18 protein-coding genes are annotated in these 18952 nt (G+C 67.2%); 11 read left to right on the forward strand and 7 right to left on the reverse strand.

Features of this window, described 5'->3' with window-relative positions; all coding sequences use genetic code 11:
• Positions 1-185 precede the first annotated feature (185 nt).
• The 3 genes from leuA (at position 186) to AC1MFI_RS13115 (ending at position 3550) form a co-directional block, all read left to right on the forward strand.
• A complete protein-coding gene (gene leuA, locus AC1MFI_RS13105; RefSeq protein ID WP_479817420.1) occupies positions 186-1928 on the forward strand; it encodes a 2-isopropylmalate synthase in 1743 nt (580 codons plus the stop codon).
• 72 nt (positions 1929-2000) lie between these two features.
• Positions 2001-2747, forward strand: a complete 747-nt coding sequence (gene recO / locus AC1MFI_RS13110) for a DNA repair protein RecO (protein WP_479817421.1) — start codon at positions 2001-2003, stop codon at positions 2745-2747.
• Positions 2744-3550, forward strand: coding sequence for an isoprenyl transferase (locus AC1MFI_RS13115; protein WP_479817423.1), 807 nt, complete (start codon positions 2744-2746; stop codon positions 3548-3550). The genes recO and AC1MFI_RS13115 overlap by 4 nt, the downstream gene beginning before the upstream one ends.
• Before the next feature lie 31 nt (positions 3551-3581).
• On the opposite strand, the gene AC1MFI_RS13120 is transcribed toward AC1MFI_RS13115, so the two are convergent.
• A complete protein-coding gene (locus AC1MFI_RS13120; RefSeq protein ID WP_479817425.1) occupies positions 3582-4634 on the reverse strand; it encodes an alpha/beta hydrolase in 1053 nt (350 codons plus the stop codon).
• A gap of 81 nt (positions 4635-4715) precedes the next feature.
• On the opposite strand from AC1MFI_RS13120, the gene AC1MFI_RS13125 reads away from it, so the two are divergent.
• Positions 4716-5798 carry a quinone-dependent dihydroorotate dehydrogenase gene (locus AC1MFI_RS13125; protein WP_479817426.1) on the forward strand — a complete coding sequence of 361 codons (1083 nt, stop codon included), beginning with the start codon at positions 4716-4718 and terminating at the stop codon, positions 5796-5798.
• Between the two features lie 81 nt (positions 5799-5879).
• Here AC1MFI_RS13125 and AC1MFI_RS13130 read toward each other — a convergent pair whose 3' ends face one another.
• Positions 5880-6470 (reverse strand): DUF3043 domain-containing protein, encoded by a 591-nt coding sequence (locus tag AC1MFI_RS13130; protein ID WP_479817428.1) that lies wholly within the window; start codon positions 6468-6470, stop codon positions 5880-5882.
• 136 nt (positions 6471-6606) lie between these two features.
• Between AC1MFI_RS13130 and AC1MFI_RS13135 the strand changes: the two genes are divergently transcribed.
• The 6 genes from AC1MFI_RS13135 (at position 6607) to AC1MFI_RS13160 (ending at position 12643) form a co-directional block, all read left to right on the forward strand.
• Complete coding sequence (locus AC1MFI_RS13135; protein ID WP_479817430.1) at positions 6607-8031, forward strand: M20/M25/M40 family metallo-hydrolase; 1425 nt, start codon at positions 6607-6609, stop codon at positions 8029-8031.
• Positions 8032-8188: 157 nt separating this feature from the next.
• Entirely contained in the window at positions 8189-8569 is a 381-nt protein-coding gene (locus tag AC1MFI_RS13140; protein WP_479817431.1) for a HesB/IscA family protein, read from the forward strand.
• A gap of 171 nt (positions 8570-8740) precedes the next feature.
• Complete coding sequence (ctaC, locus tag AC1MFI_RS13145) at positions 8741-9613, forward strand: aa3-type cytochrome oxidase subunit II (RefSeq protein ID WP_479817432.1); 873 nt, start codon at positions 8741-8743, stop codon at positions 9611-9613.
• Complete coding sequence (gene ctaD, locus AC1MFI_RS13150; protein WP_479817433.1) at positions 9613-11340, forward strand: aa3-type cytochrome oxidase subunit I; 1728 nt, start codon at positions 9613-9615, stop codon at positions 11338-11340. Before ctaC ends, ctaD begins: the two co-directional genes overlap by 1 nt.
• Entirely contained in the window at positions 11337-11738 is a 402-nt protein-coding gene (locus tag AC1MFI_RS13155) for a cytochrome c oxidase subunit 4 (RefSeq protein WP_479817434.1), read from the forward strand. Before ctaD ends, AC1MFI_RS13155 begins: the two co-directional genes overlap by 4 nt.
• Positions 11739-11860: 122 nt before the next feature.
• Positions 11861-12643 (forward strand): GntR family transcriptional regulator, encoded by a 783-nt coding sequence (locus AC1MFI_RS13160; protein WP_479820880.1) that lies wholly within the window; start codon positions 11861-11863, stop codon positions 12641-12643.
• A gap of 27 nt (positions 12644-12670) precedes the next feature.
• On the opposite strand, the gene AC1MFI_RS13165 is transcribed toward AC1MFI_RS13160, so the two are convergent.
• The 5 genes from AC1MFI_RS13165 to ctaE form a co-directional block, all read right to left on the reverse strand.
• Positions 12671-13285, reverse strand: coding sequence for a phosphatase PAP2 family protein (locus AC1MFI_RS13165; RefSeq protein WP_479817436.1), 615 nt, complete (start codon positions 13283-13285; stop codon positions 12671-12673).
• 115 nt (positions 13286-13400) lie between these two features.
• On the reverse strand, positions 13401-15086 hold the full coding sequence (qcrB, locus tag AC1MFI_RS13170) for a cytochrome bc1 complex cytochrome b subunit (RefSeq protein ID WP_479817437.1): 1686 nt from the start codon (positions 15084-15086) through the stop codon (positions 13401-13403).
• Between the two features lies 1 nt (position 15087).
• Positions 15088-16110, reverse strand: a complete 1023-nt coding sequence (gene qcrA, locus AC1MFI_RS13175; protein WP_479817438.1) for a cytochrome bc1 complex Rieske iron-sulfur subunit — start codon at positions 16108-16110, stop codon at positions 15088-15090.
• A gap of 75 nt (positions 16111-16185) precedes the next feature.
• Positions 16186-16977, reverse strand: a complete 792-nt coding sequence (gene qcrC / locus AC1MFI_RS13180; RefSeq protein ID WP_479817439.1) for a cytochrome bc1 complex diheme cytochrome c subunit — start codon at positions 16975-16977, stop codon at positions 16186-16188.
• Between the two features lie 86 nt (positions 16978-17063).
• Positions 17064-17702, reverse strand: a complete 639-nt coding sequence (gene ctaE, locus AC1MFI_RS13185; RefSeq protein WP_400484975.1) for an aa3-type cytochrome oxidase subunit III — start codon at positions 17700-17702, stop codon at positions 17064-17066.
• A gap of 148 nt (positions 17703-17850) precedes the next feature.
• Here ctaE and trpD point away from each other — a divergent pair, with 148 nt between their 5' ends.
• The gene (trpD, locus tag AC1MFI_RS13190) at positions 17851-18912 is read left to right on the forward strand and encodes an anthranilate phosphoribosyltransferase (RefSeq protein WP_479817440.1); all 1062 of its coding nucleotides are present in this window, start codon (positions 17851-17853) and stop codon (positions 18910-18912) included.
• Positions 18913-18952: the final 40 nt, after the last annotated feature.

Below are 18952 nucleotides of genomic sequence, written 5' to 3' on the forward strand. Positions count from 1 at the left end.
GGGGCGCCGGTCCCCGCAAGCCATCCTATGCGCCGTGCTATGGTGGCAAAGTGCGCGCACAGACGACTCTTCTTCGGTGCCGCGGCGAGGCCACCTAGGACTTCAGAGCTACTGGCCGCCCCTCGCCGCGGAGTCTGCGTTGCCCGGCCGCCAGCACCTCAGTTCCGACAGACAAGGCCGATCCCATGCACAATGCACAGAAGCCCTCCGGTATGCCGTTCAGCAAGTACCGCCCGTTCCAGGACCAGATCTCCGTGGAACTCCCGGACCGCACCTGGCCGGACCGCGTCATCACCGAGGCTCCCCGCTGGTGCGCCGTGGACCTCCGGGACGGGAACCAGGCCCTCATCGATCCGATGAATCCCGAGCGCAAGCACAAGATGTTCGACCTCCTGGTGCAGATGGGCTACAAGGAGATCGAGGTCGGCTTCCCCTCGGCGTCGCAGACCGACTTCGACTTCGTCCGCCAGCTCATCGAGGGCGACCGCATTCCCGACGACGTCACCATCCAGGTCCTGACGCAGTCCCGCGAGCACCTCATCGAGCGCACCTATGCGTCACTGGAGGGAGCGGACCGGGCCATCGTGCACCTGTACAACTCGACGTCCGTGCTGCAGCGCCGCGTGGTGTTCAACCAGGACCAGGACGGCATCATCGACATCGCCCTCCAGGGTGCGCGGCTGTGCCGCAAGTTCGAGGAGAACATGGGTGACACCGCGATCACCTACGAGTACTCACCGGAATCGTTCACCGGCACCGAACTCGAGTTCGCGGCCCGCATCAGCAACGAGGTCTCCGCCGTCTTCGAGGCTTCCTCGGACCGCCGCATGATCCTGAACCTGCCGGCGACCGTGGAGATGGCGACGCCGAACGTCTACGCCGATTCGATCGAGTGGATGAGCCGGAACCTCGCCGACCGGGACAGCATCATCCTCTCGCTGCACCCGCACAACGACCGCGGGACGGGCGTCGCCGCCGCCGAACTCGGCTACCTGGCCGGGGCCGACCGCATCGAGGGGTGCCTCTTCGGCAACGGGGAGCGGACCGGCAACGTGGATCTCGTGACGCTGGGGATGAACCTCTACAGCCAGGGCATCGACCCGCAGATCGACTTCTCCGACATGGATTCGATCCGCCGCACGGCCGAGTACTGCAACCAGCTCAGCGTCCCCGAGCGTTCGCCCTACGGTGGCGACCTCGTGTTCACGGCTTTCTCCGGCTCACACCAGGACGCCATCAAGAAGGGCTTCGAGAGCATGGAGCGCGACGCCGCGGAAGCCGGCGTCGGCGTCGACGACCTCCCATGGGCCGTCCCGTACCTGCCGATCGACCCCAAGGACATCGGCCGTTCCTACGAAGCGGTGATCCGCGTCAACTCGCAGTCCGGGAAGGGCGGGGTGGCGTACCTGCTCAAGAACGAGCACAGCCTGGACCTGCCGCGCCGCGCGCAGATCGAGTTCTCCGGCGTCATCCAGCGCCGTACCGAGACCCAGGGCGGCGAAGTCAGCGGAGCCCAGCTCTGGTCGGTCTTCCAGGACGAGTACCTGCCGACCCGTACCGAGGGTGGCACGGAGGCCTGGGGCCACTACGAACTGACCTCGGTCAACACGGACACGGCCGAGGACGGTTCCTTCAAGCTGGTCGCCACGCTCCTCGTCGACGGCGTCCAGCAGCGGAAGGCCGCGCAGGGCAACGGCCCGATCGATGCGCTGATCTCCATCCTGAGCCGCGACGGCGTGGACGTGCGCGTCCTCGACTACACCGAGCACGCCCTGTCCTCCGGCGGGAACGCCCGCGCTGCTGCCTACGTGGAGTGCGCCGTGGGCGAGCGCGTCCTGTGGGGCGTAGGGATCGACGCGAACACCACCATGGCGGCACTGAAAGCCGTGATCTCCGCCGTCAACAGGGCTGTCCGCGACGCAGCCTGACGGACGTCCCTCCCACCCGTCACCCCCGCGCCGGTCGAAGGCAGCGGGGGTGGCAGGTGGAAGAATGGTGTCGTGGCCTCCTCGTCTGCATCACGCTCCTATCGCACCGAAGGTGTCGTGCTGCGCACCTACAAACTCGGGGAGGCGGACCGCATCATCGTGCTGCTGACGCGTGACCAGGGCCAGGTGCGCGCGGTGGCCAAGGGTGTTCGACGCACCAGCAGCAAGTTCGGATCGCGGCTGGAGCCCTTCATGTCGGTGGACCTCCTGCTCGCGCACGGACGCAACCTGGACGTCATCACCCAGGCCCAGACGAAGGGCGCCTACGGTCACGGCATCGCCTCCGACTACGGGTGCTACACCGCGGCGACGGCCATCGCCGAGACCGCAGAGCGCCTCACCGACATCGGTGAGGCCGGGGGAGCCCAGTACGCCCTCGTCGCCGGAGCGTTCTCGGCCCTCAGCCGCAACCTGCATCCGTCGGAGCTGATCCTCGACTCCTACCTGCTGCGGGCCCTGGCGACCGCCGGCTGGGCCGCCAGCTTCACGGACTGCGCCCGGTGCGGCGCCACCGGGCCGCACTCGGCCTTCTCGGCGCCGCTCGGCGGAGCGGTGTGCCCGTCCTGTAGGCCGCCCGGCGCGGCGTCTCCGGCACCTGCCACGATGGAGCTGCTCGGAGCGCTGCTGACCGGCGACTGGACGATCGCGGACGCATCCGAGAACGGGGCGCGCCGCGAGGCCGCCGGGCTCGTCGCGGCCTTCCTGCAATGGCACCTCGAGCGCGGGGTCGCCTCCCTCAAACATGTGGAGCGTGTATGAAGAACCCCGGACAGCGTCCCGTGGCGCCGTGGCCCCATCCGAGCGGTGAGCGGGCCCCGTCCATCCCGCGCCAGTTCGTCCCGCAGCACGTGGCGATCGTCATGGACGGCAACGGACGCTGGGCGAACGAGCGGGGCCTGCCCCGCACCGAGGGCCACAGGGCCGGCGAGGCGGCGTTGCTGGACGTGATGGCAGGTGCCATCGAGATCGGCGTGAGGCACGTGTCGGTCTACGCCTTCAGCACGGAGAACTGGAAGCGCTCACCGGAGGAGGTGCGCTTCCTCATGGGCTTCAACAAGGACGTGCTGCGGCGCCAGCGCGATCAGCTCGACGAGTGGGGCGTGCGCATCCGTTGGTCCGGTCGCCGGCCGAAGCTGTGGCAATCGGTCATCCGGGAACTGGAGGAGGCGGAGCGGCACACCGTGGACAACACGACGTGCACTCTGACGATGTGCGTCAACTACGGCGGGCGCGCCGAGATCGCGGATGCGGCCCGGGCCATCGCCGAGGATGTCGCGACCGGCACGCTGAGGGCGGCGTCTGTCAGCGAGAAGACCATCCAGCGCTACCTGGACGAGCCCGACCTGCCCGACGTCGACCTCTTCCTCCGCACCTCGGGCGAGCAGCGCCTGTCGAACTTCATGCTCTGGCAGTCCGCCTACGCGGAGATGGTCTTCATGAATACACTGTGGCCCGACGTCGATCGGCGCACGCTGTGGCGCGCCATCGAGGAGTACGCTGCGCGCGACCGCCGGTACGGCGGAGCCGTGGACCGGGCCGCTGCGGGTCCGGCCTCCACCTGACAGCGGTCCCGTGGCGGCCGGACGCGGCGGGTCAGTCGCGCACGACCGGATCGAGGGCGCTCCTGGCCTGCGCCTCCGCCGGCACGTACGCCGCGAGCCACCAGACGGCAGCATCGAGGGCGGCCCTCCTCGCCGCAGCCCGCGAGAGGAAGACGTCGTGGAGGGCGCCCGGCAGACGTCGGATCGTCACGCTGGGGCCCAGTTCCGCGGCGCGGCGCACCATCGGGGCCACGTCGAGGACGCTGTCGGTCTCCAGCATGGACGGGTTCCAGGTGGCGCTGATCGTGGACGCCGCCGAACAGAGCACGAGCACCGGGGCGTCGATCGAGACCCCCCGGGCGAGGGCGGCGTGGCCTGCGAGCACGGCCGCGAGCCAGCCGGCCCGGATGGGGAAGCCCGCTTCCGGTCGCCATGCCGCGTCGATCGTCCACTCGCCGTCGCGGGTGTCACTGATGCTCCGGAAGTAGAACCCCAGCTCGGGTAGCCGGAGCCGCGTCCTGGGCCTGCGCCGCGAGACGGTGTCGAGGATGCCCTGGGCGGCAGTCCGCAGGAGGGCGCTGCCCTGCGTATCGAGCCACGGACTGTTCAGGACGAGGGCGGCGATCCGGCCCGGGTTCCGCGCTGCCCAGAGCGCGGCGGTGAGGCCGCCCGTGGAGTGAGCCATGACGGCGAGGTCCACCGCGACTGGCCCGCCCGCCCTGGCGGCCAGACGTTCCTCGAGCGCTCCGATCGCCGCCTCGAGGTCGGCGTCGTAGTCGTCGAGTGACGTGGCGAATCCCGGGGTCTGCCCGGGCAGCAGGCTCCGTCCGTACTTGTGCAGGTCGAGGGCGAAGAACGCCCAACCGCGGGCGTGCAGCGCCTCGGCGACTTCGGTGTGGAAGAAATAGTCGCTGAAGCCGTGCACGTAGAGCACCGCGCGTACCCGGCCGGCCGGTTCCCCCAGCCGCCCTTCCTGCACGGGCATGCCATCGGGCTCGAACGCGACGAGGGTCGCCACGCGCGGGCCCTCGTCGTCGGGATCGAGGGGGAGTGTGAGGGAGCGGAAGGATCTGCCGAGGATGTCCGCCGACCAGAGCTCGTCCATGCCTCGACCCTACCTCCGGTGCGGCGAGCCGTCGGGAGTCCCGAGTTGTTGCCCTCGCCGTACGCGTGGAATTCTGGAGGCATGCGCTTCTACCCGACCTTTTTCCGGATCGTCTTCTCCGGCATGGACGCCGAAAGGGCCCACAGGATCGGGTTCGCACTCATCCGGGCCGTGGACCTCACACCGGTCGGCTGGGGGCTGCGCCGCTTCTGCGCGCCTGATCCCAGCCTCGCCACCACGGCGTTCGGCGTGGATTTCCCGTCGCCGTTCGGCCTCGCCGCCGGTTTCGACAAGGCAGGCAAGGGCGTCCTCCCACTGACGGCGCTCGGCTTCGGACACGTGGAGATCGGGACCATCACGGGCCAGGCGCAGCCCGGCAATCCGGCTCCGCGGCTGTTCCGGCTCGTCGAGGACCGGGCCGTGATCAACCGGATGGGCTTCAACAACGACGGCGCGGCGGCGGTCGCCCCCAGGCTGCGCTCGGCGCGGCAGAGACTGGCCCGGCGGTACGGGGTGCGCCCGCGGCCCGTGGTAGGGGTCAACATCGGCAAGACCAAGAAAGTCGACCTCGCGGACGCCGTCGGCGACTACCTCGTGAGTGCCGAGCAACTGGCACCGGTGGCGGACTACCTCGTGGTCAACGTCTCCTCGCCGAACACCCCCGGTCTCCGGCTGCTCCAGAGCGTCGAGTCCCTGCGCCCGCTCCTCGAGGCCGTGCGTCGCACGGCCGACGAGGCCGCAGGCCGGCACGTGCCCCTCCTCGTCAAGATCGCACCCGACCTGACGGACCAGGACATCGACGACGTCGGTGCGCTCGCGCTGGACCTGGGCCTTGACGGGATCGTGGCGACCAACACCACCATCACGCGCGAGAACCTCGCCACCGACGCCGCCACCGTGATGGCCAAGGGCGTCGGCGGCCTGAGCGGCGCACCCCTGAAGGCACGGTCGCTCGAGGTCCTCAAGCGGCTGCGGTCCGCGGTCGGGGACGAGCTGGCCATCGTCGCCGTCGGCGGTGTCGAGACCCCCGAGGACGTCGTCGAGCGCCTCGATGCCGGCGCCACCCTCGTGCAGGGCTACACCGCGTTCCTCTACGAAGGTCCCTTCTGGGCGCACCGGATCAACCGCGGACTGCTGCGGTCCCGCCGGCCTGCGCCTGCCTGACGGCCGGTCGGACGAGAAGAGCCGGGCCCCTCGGGGCCCGGCTCTTTCGCTTCCGCCTGTCCTGCCCGTCGCGCGGGACGGTCAGGAGGGGTACTGACCCCGGCGAACCTGGGGCTTCGGGAGACGCAGTCGCCGCAGCTGCAGCGCGCGCGTCACGCCGTACCAGAGGTCGCCCTGGTTGGGGGAACCGAACTTCTCGGTCAGCTTCTTCTTCAGCCTGCGGCGCAGCAGCACGCAGTCGACGATCACGGCGACGATGAGCACCCAGAAGGCCATCAGCACGGCGCTCTGCACGGCGAGGGACTGGAAGAAGCTCAGGATCACGAACACCAGGGCCGCGATCATGAGGAACTCGCCGATATTGACGCGGGCGTCCACGAACTGCCGGATATACCGGCGGTTGGGCCCCTTGTCCCTCAGCGGCAGGTAGCGCTCGTCGTCGGTGTCGAGGGCCTGGCGCATCCTCGCGCGCTCGTCCCGGACCGTGGAACGGCTCTGCTCGCGGGCTGCCTTCCGGTCGTCGGGGACGAGGGGCCGCCTGCGGGCGGCCTGCTGGACGCTGCGCTTGGGCGTGGGCGCACCCTTGCCCTGCGCGCGCTGCGCTTCGGCGGTGCGTGAAGCGCTGTCAACGACTTCCTGGGCAGGGGGGGCTTGTCTCTTTCGTCCGAACACCCCTTCAGGATACCGGCTCCGCGCACCCGCCCTGCCGGTCCGCCCGGGAAAGCCGGGGGCAGGCCCGGAAGCCGCTGCGGGAAGCGCAGCGCGGTGGCGCACCATCGGTCGGGGCAGGCCTGTGTAGGGTTCTGGCATGACTTCCATGAATACGACCGGCGAACAACCGCATGAGCCGTCCCCTGCCGGCGAGCAGCTCCGAGCAGCCGTCGACGCAGCATTCCCCGGCATCGTGGAACAGCTCTCCGGCCTCGTCGGCATCCAGGGCATCGCCTGGGAGGCCTTCGACGCCACGGAACTCGACCGCAGTGCCGAAGCCGTCGCCGAGGTGATCCGCGGCGCGGGGATCGACGACGTGCGCATCCTCCGGGTAGACAACGGCGGGACTCCGGGTGGTCCCGCCGTCGTCGCCCGCCGTCGGGCCGCTGCCGGCCGGCCCACCGTCCTGCTGTACGCCCATCATGACGTGCAGCCCCCCGGTGACCCGGCGCTCTGGGAGACCGAACCCTTCGTCGCCACGGAACGCAACGGCAGGCTCTACGGTCGGGGAGCGGCCGACGACAAGGCGGGCATCATGGCGCACGTCGGCGCCATCGGAGCCCTGACCCAGGTCCTGGGGGACTCCTTCGGCGTCGGCGTGACGCTGTTCATCGAAGGGGAGGAGGAAGCGGGCTCACCGACGTTCCGCGCCTTCCTCGAGACCTACCGGGACGACCTCGAGGCCGACGTCATCATCGTGGCCGACTCGAGTAACTGGAAAGTGGGCGTACCGGCTCTCACCACGAGCCTGCGCGGCCTGGTGGACGGCACCATCGAGGTGCAGGTGCTCGATCACGCCGTGCACTCCGGCATGTTCGGAGGTCCCGTGCTCGACGCACCGACCCTCCTCGCCCGCCTCATCGCGACACTTCACGACGACGCCGGGGACGTGGCGATCGCGGGACTGCAGGGCGGGGACGTCGCATCGGTGGACTACGCCGAGGAGGACTACCGCGCGGACGCCTCGGTGCTCGACGGCGTGGAACTCGCCGGAACGGGATCCCTCGCGTCGAGGCTCTGGTACAAGCCTGCCCTGTCGATCATCGGCATGGACATTCCCAGTGTCGCCCTGTCCTCGAACACCCTCCTTCCGAGGGCTCGAGCCAAGTTCAGCCTCCGGCTCGCTCCGGGCCAGGACCCGCAGGAGGCGATGGAGGCGGTCCGCGCCCACGTGGAGTCGCATGCGCCGTTCGGGGCGCGGGTGACCTTCACCCCGGGGGAGACGGGCAGCCCCTTCCGGACGGACACCAGCGAACCGGCGTCGCGCCTGGCCCTGGAAGCACTGCACGAGGCGTGGGGAGTGGAGCCCGTCGAAGCAGGCATGGGCGGCTCGATCCCCTTCATCGCCGATCTCACGGAGCTCTTCCCCGCCGCGCAGATCCTCATCACGGGCGTCGAGGACCCCGATTCGCGGGCGCACAGCGCCAACGAATCGCTCCACCTCGGCGAGTTCAGGAAGGCCGTCCTGGCCGAGGCCATCCTGCTTGCCCGGATCAATGACGGAGGCCTCGACCGCGGTTAGCCACCGGGTACGACAGGAGGGCGGAAATGTTTCCGCCCTCCTGTCCGTTATGAGGGGAGCGGGCGCGGCGTACGATTGGACAAAGCCGTGTGCGCCACACCGCGGACGGCACTGAGAGCGGACACACCCCGGTGGAGTCCGAGCTAGGAGAAACACTATGAGCACATCGACCACCGAAACAGGGTCCCTCCAGGAGTCCACGGAACTCCCGGCGCACGAGGTCGCCCTGTCCGACGTCGCAGCCGGCAAGGTCCGCAGCCTCCTCGAGCAGGAAGGCCGCACCGATCTGCGCCTGCGCGTGGCCGTCCAGCCCGGCGGCTGCTCCGGCCTGATCTACCAGCTGTACTTCGATGAGCGCGTCCTCGACGGCGATGCCGTCCGGGACTTCGACGGCGTCGAGGTCATCGTGGACAAGATGAGCGTGCCCTACCTGTCGGGTGCGTCCATCGACTTCGAAGACACCATCTCGAAGCAGGGTTTCACCATCGACAACCCCAATGCGGGCGGATCCTGCGCCTGTGGAGACTCCTTCCACTAACACGTGCAAAAGGGGCCCGGAACGAACCGCGAAGGTGTGTTCCGGGCCTTTTGCATGTCACCGGATCGTCGGTCTTACGGGTAAGCTCTACAGTGAGTAGTAAAACTGGATGTGCACCCCGGGCAGCTTCATGGGCGGGTGGCAACGCACGTAGAAAAGGAAGGTCCGTCTGTGAGTTCGCAGGACCGAACCGGTAGCAAGCGCGTCAGGATCGCAAAGATCTCCAGCATCTCGCTGGTCGGCGCCCTCCTACTGACCGGATGTTCGGCAGAAGCCCAAAAGGGCTGGCTTCCGGCAGACCGGGACAACACCAACCACACAGGAATCATCACCGATCTGTGGGTCAACTCGTGGATCGCGGCAATGGCCGTCGGCATCATCACGTGGGGCCTGGTCATCTGGTGCATGGTCGCGTATAGGCGCCGGAAGAACGACACCGGGTACCCGCGGCAGATGAGCTACAACCTGCCCCTCGAGATCTTCTACTTGACGATCCCCCTCTTCATGGTGCTCGTGTTCTTCTACTTCACCGAGCGCGACATCGCCACGATCGACGCCCGCGTGGAGGATCCCGACGTCATCGTCGATGTCCGCGGCAAGCAGTGGTCGTGGGACTTCAACTACGTCAAGGAAGACAAGTTCTCCACCGGGGTGCAGGCGCACCTCACCGGTGAGGAGGGCCAGGTCGAGGACCTGCCCACCCTGTACCTACCCGTGAACAGGAGCGTGGAGCTCCAGCTCAACGCTCGCGACGTGCAGCACTCCTTCTTCGTCCCGGCGTTCCTGCAGAAGCGGGATCTCTACCCGGGCCGCACGAACTACATCAACCTCACTCCGACCAAGGAGGGCACCTTCGCAGGCAAGTGTGCCGAGCTGTGCGGTCAGTACCACTCGGAGATGCTCTTCAACGTGGAAGTCGTCTCCCAGGAGGAGTTCGATGCGCAGATGGCGCAGCTGGAAGACGGTCAGCTCGGCGACGAGTACGACCGCGATTCCTACCCTGAGGATGATCCCGATACCGACCCGGCCAGGAGCAGCAGCTGATGTCCACCTTCGAATACACCCTTGAGGAAGCCGGCACCGTAGCCGCTCCACGCGTCGTACCGAGGTCCAAGGGACGCATCATCGTCAGCTGGATCACGTCGACCGACCACAAGACCATCGGGTACATGTACCTGATCGCGTCCTTCGTCTTCTTCTGCTTCGCCGGCGTGATGGCGCTGGTCATCCGCGCCGAGCTCTTCGAGCCGGGCATGCAGATCCTGCAGACCAAGGAGCAGTACAACCAGCTGTTCACGATGCATGGCACCGTGATGCTCCTGATGTTCGCGACCCCGCTGTTCGCCGGCTTCACGAATGTCATCATGCCCCTGCAGATCGGCGCCCCCGACGTCGCCTTCCCACGGCTCAACGCGCTGGCGTTCTGGTTCTTCCTCTTCGGCAGCACCATCGCGGTCTCGGGCTTCATCACTCCTCAGGGAGCGGCGTCGTTCGGTTGGTTCGCGTACGCGCCCCTGTCGAGTACGACCTTCTCGCCGGGTGTCGGCGGTGACCTCTGGGTCTTCGGCCTGGCCCTGTCCGGCTTCGGTACCATCCTCGGCGGCGTCAACTTCATCACCACCATCATCTGCATGCGCGCTCCCGGCATGACGATGTGGCGCATGCCGATCTTCACCTGGAATGCCCTGATCACATCCATCCTGGTGCTGATGGCGTTCCCGCCGCTCGCCGCGGCCCTGTTCGCACTCGGCGCCGACCGTCGCTTCGGGGCCCACATCTTCGATCCCGAAGCGGGCGGAGCCATCCTCTGGCAGCACCTCTTCTGGTTCTTCGGGCATCCTGAGGTGTACATCATCGCGCTGCCGTTCTTCGGCATCGTCTCGGAGATCTTCCCGGTCTTCAGCCGCAAGCCCATCTTCGGTTACAAGGGACTCGTGTACGCGACCATCTCCATCGCGGCCCTGTCCGTGACCGTGTGGGCACACCACATGTACGTCACAGGTGCCGTGCTGCTCCCGTTCTTCGCCTTCATGACGATGCTCATCGCGGTGCCGACGGGCGTGAAGTTCTTCAACTGGATCGGCACGCTCTGGCGCGGGTCGCTCACGTTCGAGACCCCCATGCTGTGGAGCCTCGGGTTCCTCGTGACCTTCCTCTTCGGTGGTCTCACCGGCATCATCCTGGCTTCGCCGCCGCTCGACTTCCACGTCTCGGACACCTACTTCGTGGTGGCCCACTTCCACTACGTGGTCTTCGGCACGGTCGTCTTCGCGATGTTCGCCGGCTTCTACTTCTGGTGGCCCAAGTTCACCGGCAAGATGCTCAACGAACGCCTCGGCAAGATCCACTTCTGGATGCTGTTCCTCGGCTTCCACGCCACGTTCCTGATCCAGCACTGGCTCGGTGTCGAGGGCATGCCGCGGCGGTACGCGGACTACCTGCCGGAGGACGGCTACACAGCCATGAACCAGTTCTCCACCATCGGGTCCTTCGTCCTCGGCGCGTCGCTGATCCCGTTCTTCTGGAACGTCTACATCACCTGGCGCACCGGCAAGAAGGTCGAAGTGGACGATCCGTGGGGCTTCGGCGCCTCGCTGGAATGGGCGACCTCGTGCCCGCCGCCGCGCCACAACTTCACCTCCCTGCCGCGCATCCGCTCGGAGCGCCCCGCGTTGGACCTGCACCACCCCGAGCTGCAGCAGACGCACACCCCCGACGACAGTGCCGCCAGCTTCATGGGCTCGGCGGATCGAAAGGACGCCAAGGCATGAGGATCGAGAAGAACCTGTTCCTGATCGGCCTTCCGATCTTCGTCGTGATCGGTGTCGTCTACGGAGTCCTGACCGAGTTCTCGGAATGGGTCGGATTCCTCGGGATCCTCCTGGTAGGCGGACTGGCCGGCATGATCGGTTTCTACCTCGCGGTCACGGGCAAGCGCGTAGGCCAACGCCCGGAGGACCGCCTGGACGCCGAGATCCACGAGGGTTCGGGCGAGCAGGGACACTTCAGCCCGTGGAGCTGGTGGCCGCTGGTCCTCGGCCTGTCGGCCGCTACGGGGTTCCTCGGCATCGCCATCGGCTTCTGGATCATGTACATCGGCATGGGCCTGGCCGTGATCGCGCTGGTCGGGTGGGTCTTCGAGTACAGCCGCGGAGACCACGCACACTAGTCCTACGGGACGTCAGACGGAAGGGAGCCCGCCGCGTGCGGGCTCCCTTCCGTTTAAGTACAGTCGGTACTGCGGCCGGGCCCGGCTGCAGGGGGAGTGAGGGGCTGACCATCGTGACAGTACTGCCACGACCGTTCGACGCTGAGCGCCTGGATGACGCCTCGGGTATCCCGAAGCACGTCCAGTTGCGGGAGAGCCTCAGGCGCTACGTGCGGCAGTTCGGCGAGCCGGGGACGAGCATCCCGTCGGAGCGCCGACTGAGCCAGTACTTCGGAGTAGCCCGCATGACGGTCCGGCAGGCGATCGATGCGCTCGTCGCCGAGGAGGTCCTCGAACGAGTCGTGGGTCTCGGGACCTTCGTGGCGCGCAGCAAGATGGACCTGCACATGAAGATGACGTCCTACACGGAGGAGATGATCCGGCGTGGCATGGTCCCCGATGCGAGGGTCCTCAGCTTCGAGCAGCAAGGGGCGTCGCCCCTCGTGGCCAGGGAACTGCAGATCGAGGTAGGCCAGCCCGTCGTCCGCTTCCGACGGCAACTCCTCGCCGACGGTGAGCCCATGAGCGTCGACGAGAACTTCATCCCGGCGCACCGTGTGAAGGGCATCCTCGATGATCCTCCGCCTACATCGCTCTACAACGTCCTGAGTGAGAGGTACGGCCTGGTCATGGAATGGGGCGAGGACACGATCGAGGCGACCGCAGCCTCACCCTCCATCGCCAGGCTGCTCAATGTCGAGATGAACGCACCGCTGCTGAAGATCCAGCGCCACGCGTATGTCGCCCGCGCCATGGTGGACTTCTCGGTGTCCTATTACCGGGCCGACCGTTACAAGCTATGGGTACCGTTGCAGCGGCCCGGTCTCCGGACGCCTCGCGCCTACAGCTCCAAGCGGCTGGGCTAGCTCCTCGCCCGTCGCCGCTGCGCGGGCTCAGGCACGGGCGAGGAAGACGGCGAATACCGCACCGATCACGGCACCGACCAAGTGGCCTGCCGCGACCTGGGCGGGCGTGTGGGCCCCGAGGCGCACCCGTGACCATCCCACCGCTGCGCACATGAGGACGAGCGGGGCGGCCCCTGACCCGAAGAGGGAGAAGCTGCCGACCGTCACGAATGCCGCGACGGCACCATGGGCGGAGAGCTTCCACCACAGGTTCACGACCAGCACCGCGACGACGCCGGCCACGGTGCTGAGCACCGCAGCGAGCACCGCCCGGGGTGTGTCGAGGACTGCGAGTACTCCCAGGCCCGCGACGATGGACACCAGGGTTGCTGCGAGCACGGGCGCCCGCTGCCGGCGGTCGCTGATGTGATGGTCTGACAGGCGGCCGCTGCGGACGAGGAGGAGCACGCCTGCCAGGGGGATCCCCGTGGTGAAACCGACGGCGACGACGGCCGCCGGGATCCCGTCGGGCCATCCCACCGTGCCGAGTGCAGCCGCCACCAGGAACAGGGACACGAGGACGGCGGGAGCGAAGACTTCACTGACCAGGCCCGCGATCCGTGTGCCGGCGGGACTACTCGTTCTCGTGCTCGGGTCGGGCACGGGCGCACCTTCCGTCGTCGGCGGTCAGGGGATCCGGGGTGGAGGAGTCGCAGCATGCAGAAGGGCCCGGACGGATCCGTCCGGGCCCTTCTGTGAGGCGGTGAGGCCGGGGCCCCTAGTGGCTGGCGATGGACTCGCGGTCCTTCGCGCCTGCGACCTCACCATGGTGGTCGCCATGGGACGCGGCCAGTTCCTTCGGGGTCACGGGTGCGACGCGGTCCTCGAAGAAGAAACGCGAGACGCGCCCATGCACCTTGTCGAGGCGGCTGATCTTGCCGTTCTCATCCGGCTTCGGGACCATGACCTCGGGCGAATTGAAGCTGACCAGCTTGTAGCGCTTGTAGTCGTCGACGGGCTCGTGGACCTCGATGAATTCGCCGTGCGGAAGCCGCACGATGCGTCCCGTCTCGCGACCGTGCAGGGCGATCTCACGGTCCTTGCGCTGCAGGGCGAGGGCGATGCGTCGCGTCACCATGAAGGCGATGATCGGTCCGAAGAACACCAGGAAGCGGAGCCAGTACGTGACGTCGTTCAGGGACACCAGGAAGTGCGTGGCGATGAGGTCCGAACTGGCCGCAGCCCACAGCACGCAGTAGAAGACAACGCCTGCGACTCCGATGCCGGTCCGGCTCGGGGCGTTCCGAGGGCGGTCGAGCAGGTGGTGTTCGCGCTTGTCCTTGGTCACCCATGCCTCGATCCAGGGCCATGCGAACATCAGGGTGAAGACGATGATCGCAGGGACCAGTGCGGGGATCAGGACGTTCAGGGACAGGGTGTTGACGCCCCAGGGGAACGGGATCTGGAATTCGAAGTCGAAGTTCGGACCGAGGGTACCCGGCATCAGGCGCAGGGCACCGTCCACCCAACCGATGTACCAGTCGGGCTGGGTGCCGGCCGACACCGGGGAGGGGTCGTAAGGACCGTAGTTCCAGATGGGGTTGATGGTGAACGCGGCGGCGATCGCCGCGAGCACACCGAACACGATGAAGAAGAATCCGCCGGCCTTGGCAGCGTAGACCGGACCGACGGGGTAGCCGACGACGTTCGTGTTGGTGCGGCCGGGGCCAGGGAACTGCGAGTGCTTGTGCAGGACGACCATGAACAGGTGGATACCGATCAGCAGCAGGATCACGGCCGGGATCAGGAGGATGTGCAGCACGTACAGGCGGCCGATGATCATGGTCCCGGGGAACTCTCCACCGAAGAGGAAGAAGCTCAGGTAGGTGCCGACCACGGGGATGGCCTTCATGACGCCGTCGATGATGCGCAGTCCGTTTCCGGAGAGCAGGTCATCGGGGAGGGAGTAACCGGTGAAGCCGGCTGCGAGGCTCAGGATGAGCAGGACACAGCCCACGACCCAGTTGAACTCGCGGGGGCGACGGAACGCACCCGTGAAGAACACACGGAGCATGTGCACGGCCACCGACGCGGCGAAGAGCAGTGCCGCCCAGTGGTGGATCTGCCGCATGAACAGCCCTCCGCGGATATCGAACGAGATATCCAGCGATGATGCGTAGGCCACGGACATCTCGACGCCGCGCAGGGGCAGGTAGCTGCCCTCGTAGTGCGTCTCCGCCATGGACGGATCGTAGAAGAAGGTGAGGAAGGTACCGGAGATCAGCAGGATGACGAAGGTGTACAGTGCCACCTCACCGAACATGAAGGTCCAGTGGTCGGGGAAGATCTTGCGGCCGAACTCCTTGACGATCCCCGAGCCGCCGACTCGCGAGTCGACATAGTCGGTGACCTTACCCACGCGCGTCTTCGGCACGTAGGTTTGCGTCGCAGTTGAGCTGCTCATGTCAGCCTCGCTCCCAGAAACTAGGTCCTACGGGTTCTTGGAAATCGCTTGACGCGACGAGGTAGCCCTCGTCGTCGACTTCGATGGGAAGCTGTGGCAGCGGCCGCGCAGCCGGTCCGAAGATGACCTTGCACTCTTGCTCGAGGTCGAAGGTGGACTGGTGGCAGGGGCACAGCAGATGGTGGGTCAACTGTTCGTAGAGCGCTACCGGGCAGCCGACGTGCGTGCAGATCTTCGAGTACGCGACGATCCCGTCGTATCCCCAGTCCTCCCGCCCGGGAGAGGGATTGAGTTCCTCGGGGTCGAGGCGCATGAGCAGTACGACTGCCTTCGCCTTCTCCTCGAGCTTGTTCTCGACCTCGTTCAGTCCTTCGGGGATGACGTGGAACGCCGAGCCGATGGTCACGTCGGACGCACGGATCGGCGTGCCGCTCGGATCACGCGTCAGGCGGACGCCGGTGTCCCACATGGTGTGCTTCAGCGCGTCACCGGGCAGGGGACCGAGGTCGCGGAAGATGGCGATCGCCGGCAGGGGAGCCAGCAGCGCGGCGCCGAGGAGAGTGTTGCGGATCAGCGGACGACGCTTGATGCCGGACTCGTCGAGGATGTCGTTGACGATCTTCTCCGCGTCCTGGCGATCGCGCTCGGGCCGGATCTCGTGGCGGCTCTCCGTGACCTCGTGGTCCGGCATGAGCGTCTTGGCCCAGTGGACGATACCCACACCGATACCGAGCATCGCGAAGGCGGTGCCGAGTCCGAGCATCAGGTTCTGGAGGCGCAGGCGCTCCACCGTCTGGTCGAGAGGGACGAAGAAGTAGCCTGCGAAGAAGAGCAGGGTACCGAGGACGGAGATGATGAACAGCAGGGCGACCTGGCGTTCGGCGCGCTTCTCGGCGCGGCGGTCCCGGTCCGCGAGGCGCGGCCGGTGCGGCGGGAGGCCCGGGTTCTCGAACTCGTCCAGCTCCCGGCCAGGCGTAGCGACGGTCACCGAGGTTCCCGGAGCACCGTTACTAGAGTCGGCCATGATCCCTCTCATCCTTCTGTGGGTACTGCGTGCGCAGGTTTGTCATTGATTCGTTCTCGGGGCGGGCGCGGATGGTCAGGAGGACCTTGACGTGAGCCACACGGTGAAGGCGATGACGACGCCCAGGCCGGCGACCCAGATGAAGAGTCCTTCGGAGACCGGACCGAGCGAACCCAGTTCCGCTCCACCGGGGGAGCCCTGTTCCTCGATGGTCTTGAGGAACGCGATGATGTCCTGCTTGTCCTCGGGCGCGATGTTGGCGTCATTGAACACGGGCATGTTCTGCGGTCCCGTGACCATGGCCTCGTAGATGTGCTTCTCGCTCGTGCCGTCGATGGACGGAGCGAACTTGCCCTGCGTCAGGGCGCCGCCGGCGGCCGCAGCGTTGTGGCACATGGCGCAGTTCACGCGGAACAGCTCGCCACCATGGGAGGGGTCGCCTTCCGATGCGTCGAGGATCTCCTCGGAGGGAATGGCCGGACCGGCACCGAGCGACGCCACGTAGGCCGCCATCTGGCTGATCTGCTCCTCCGTGAACTGCACGGGCTTGGCCTGCGCCTGGGGCCCGTCCATCTGCATGGGCATGCGGCCCGTACCGACCTGGAAGTCGACGGACGCGGCGCCGACGCCGACGAGCGACGGCGCCGCCTGGGACCCGGTGGCTCCCATGCCATGGCAGGAAGCACAGTTGGCCGAGAAGAGCTTGCTGCCCTCTTCGACGTCGTCGGCGGTGAACGTGGTGGTCTGCGCCTGCGCCTCGTTCGCGGTGCTGGCTGCGGCGTAGATCCCGCCGGTGACGAGGAGCGCCATCAGGAGCAGGGCGAACGCTGCTAGTGGGTGACGCCGCCTCTGGGAGAGTGCCTTCACGGAGTGGTTCCTGCCTTTTGTGGTGCCAGAGCTGCTGGAGTTCTTCATTGAATTCTACCTCTAGTAGAAGAGATTACAGGAGGCAGTTACTGAAGGAAGTAGATGATGATGAACAGGCCGATCCAGACGACGTCGACGAAGTGCCAGTAGTACGAGACGACGATGGCCGACGTGGCTTCGAAATGGCCGAAGCGGCGGGCGATGAACGCGCGGCCGATGATGAAGAGGAACGCGACGAGCCCGCCGATCACGTGGATCCCGTGGAAGCCGGTGGTGATGTAGAAGGCGGAGCCGAACGCGTTGGAGGACAGTGCGACACCCTCGGATACCAGCTCCGCGTACTCGTAGGCCTGCACCGAGACGAAGATCGCGCCCATGATGAAGGTCAGCAGGAACCACTCGACCATGCCCCAGCGGGCGAGGGAGAAGAGTCCGCCGGTCCTGCGCGGCTGCAGGCGCTCGGCGGCGAAGACGCCGAACTGGCAGCTGAAGGAGCTCGACACCAGGATCACGGTGTTCACGAGCGCGAACGGCACGTTCAGCTTCTCGGTCTCCATGGCCCACATCTCGCTGGAGGTGGACCGCAGGGTGAAGTACATGGCAAAGAGGCCGGCGAAGAACATCAGCTCGCTGGACAGCCACACCACGGTTCCTACGGAGACCATGTTCGGGCGGTTGAGCGCGGGATGCGGGGCGGCGCTGGGGGCTTGGGTCGCAGATGTCACAGACTCATTATGTCCCCAAGATCATGGCGATCACCAACGCGAAACGGGGCTCCGCAGGGGTTCGCGAAGCCGTAGGGAGCCCCAACGCCCGTGATTACGCGGAAGTTCCCCGGGATGACTTTCTACAATTCGTAGATAATCTTGGACGGTGAGCCTGACAACGACCCCCGCCGCGGCGCAGCCCACCTGGCCGTCGATCTTCTCGTCCCTCCTGGCCGGCGACGATCTGAGCACCGCGCAGAGCCGATGGGCAATGGACACGATCATGGCCGGAGAGGCCAGCCACGCCCAGATCGCGGGCTTCCTGATCGCGCTTCGCGGCAAGGGCGAGTCGGTGGATGAACTGGTCGGCCTCGTGCAGGCCATGCTCGGGCGCGCTCACCGCATCCAGGTCGCGGGCCCCACTCTCGACATCGTCGGAACGGGTGGTGACGGCCTGAACACCCTCAACATCTCGACGATGTCCTCCCTGGTGGCCGTAGGGGCCGGGGCGAAGGTCGTCAAGCACGGCAATCGTGGTGCGTCGTCGGCGTCCGGTGCCGCCGACGTCATCGAGGAACTCGGTGTCCGGCTCGACCTCGCACCGGCGGATGTGGCGAGGACGGCCGAGGAGGTCGGCATCACCTTCTGCTTCGCGCAGGTCTTCCACCCGTCCATGAAGCACGTGGCAGTGCCGCGCCGGGAACTCGGTGTGCCGACCGCCTTCAACTTCCTCGGCCCGCTGAGCAACCCCGCCGGCGTCACGGCGCAGGCGCTGGGGTGCGCGGATGCCAGGATGGCTCCCCTCATGGCGGGCGTCCTCGCCGCGCGGGGCATCCGCGCCCTCGTGTTCCGCGGTGACGACGGGCGGGACAAGCTCACCACCAGCGGATCCTCCACCGTCTGGGAAGTGCGCGGCGGCGAGGTGCAGGCCTATGAGGTGCACCCCGGTGACTTCGGGCTCGACGTCGTACCCGTCGACGCCCTGCGCGGCACCGATGCCCCGGGCAACGCCGCCGTGGTGCGCGCGGTCCTGGCGGGGGAGACCGGGCCCGTACGCGACGCCGTCGTGCTGAACGCGGCCGCGGGCCTGGTTGCGCTCGACGAAGACTCGGAGGGCGGACTCGTGGAGCGCGTCGGGTCCGCCATGGAGCGGGCCCGCGCGTCGATCGATTCCGGCGCGGCGGCCGGGGTGCTCGAGCGATGGGTAGAGGTCAGCCGGACCCGCTGAGGATCGCCGGCAACGGCTGCGGCCGTTGTACCGTTCGGTC

Source organism: Arthrobacter sp. BC5 (assembly GCF_056680255.1).

What these genes read in the sequence shown, in the direction of transcription:
- leuA (WP_479817420.1), top strand. Translation starts at nt 186, where the DNA reads ATGCACAATGCACAGAAGCCCTCCGGTATGCCGTTCAGCAAGTACCGC.
- AC1MFI_RS13115 (WP_479817423.1), top strand. Translation starts at nt 2,744, where the DNA reads ATGAAGAACCCCGGACAGCGTCCCGTGGCGCCGTGGCCCCATCCGAGC.
- AC1MFI_RS13120 (WP_479817425.1), bottom strand. Translation starts at nt 4,634, where the DNA reads ATGGACGAGCTCTGGTCGGCGGACATCCTCGGCAGATCCTTCCGCTCC.
- AC1MFI_RS13125 (WP_479817426.1), top strand. Translation starts at nt 4,716, where the DNA reads ATGCGCTTCTACCCGACCTTTTTCCGGATCGTCTTCTCCGGCATGGAC.
- AC1MFI_RS13135 (WP_479817430.1), top strand. Translation starts at nt 6,607, where the DNA reads ATGACTTCCATGAATACGACCGGCGAACAACCGCATGAGCCGTCCCCT.
- AC1MFI_RS13140 (WP_479817431.1), top strand. Translation starts at nt 8,189, where the DNA reads ATGAGCACATCGACCACCGAAACAGGGTCCCTCCAGGAGTCCACGGAA.
- ctaD (WP_479817433.1), top strand. Translation starts at nt 9,613, where the DNA reads ATGTCCACCTTCGAATACACCCTTGAGGAAGCCGGCACCGTAGCCGCT.
- AC1MFI_RS13155 (WP_479817434.1), top strand. Translation starts at nt 11,337, where the DNA reads ATGAGGATCGAGAAGAACCTGTTCCTGATCGGCCTTCCGATCTTCGTC.
- qcrB (WP_479817437.1), bottom strand. Translation starts at nt 15,086, where the DNA reads ATGAGCAGCTCAACTGCGACGCAAACCTACGTGCCGAAGACGCGCGTG.
- qcrA (WP_479817438.1), bottom strand. Translation starts at nt 16,110, where the DNA reads ATGGCCGACTCTAGTAACGGTGCTCCGGGAACCTCGGTGACCGTCGCT.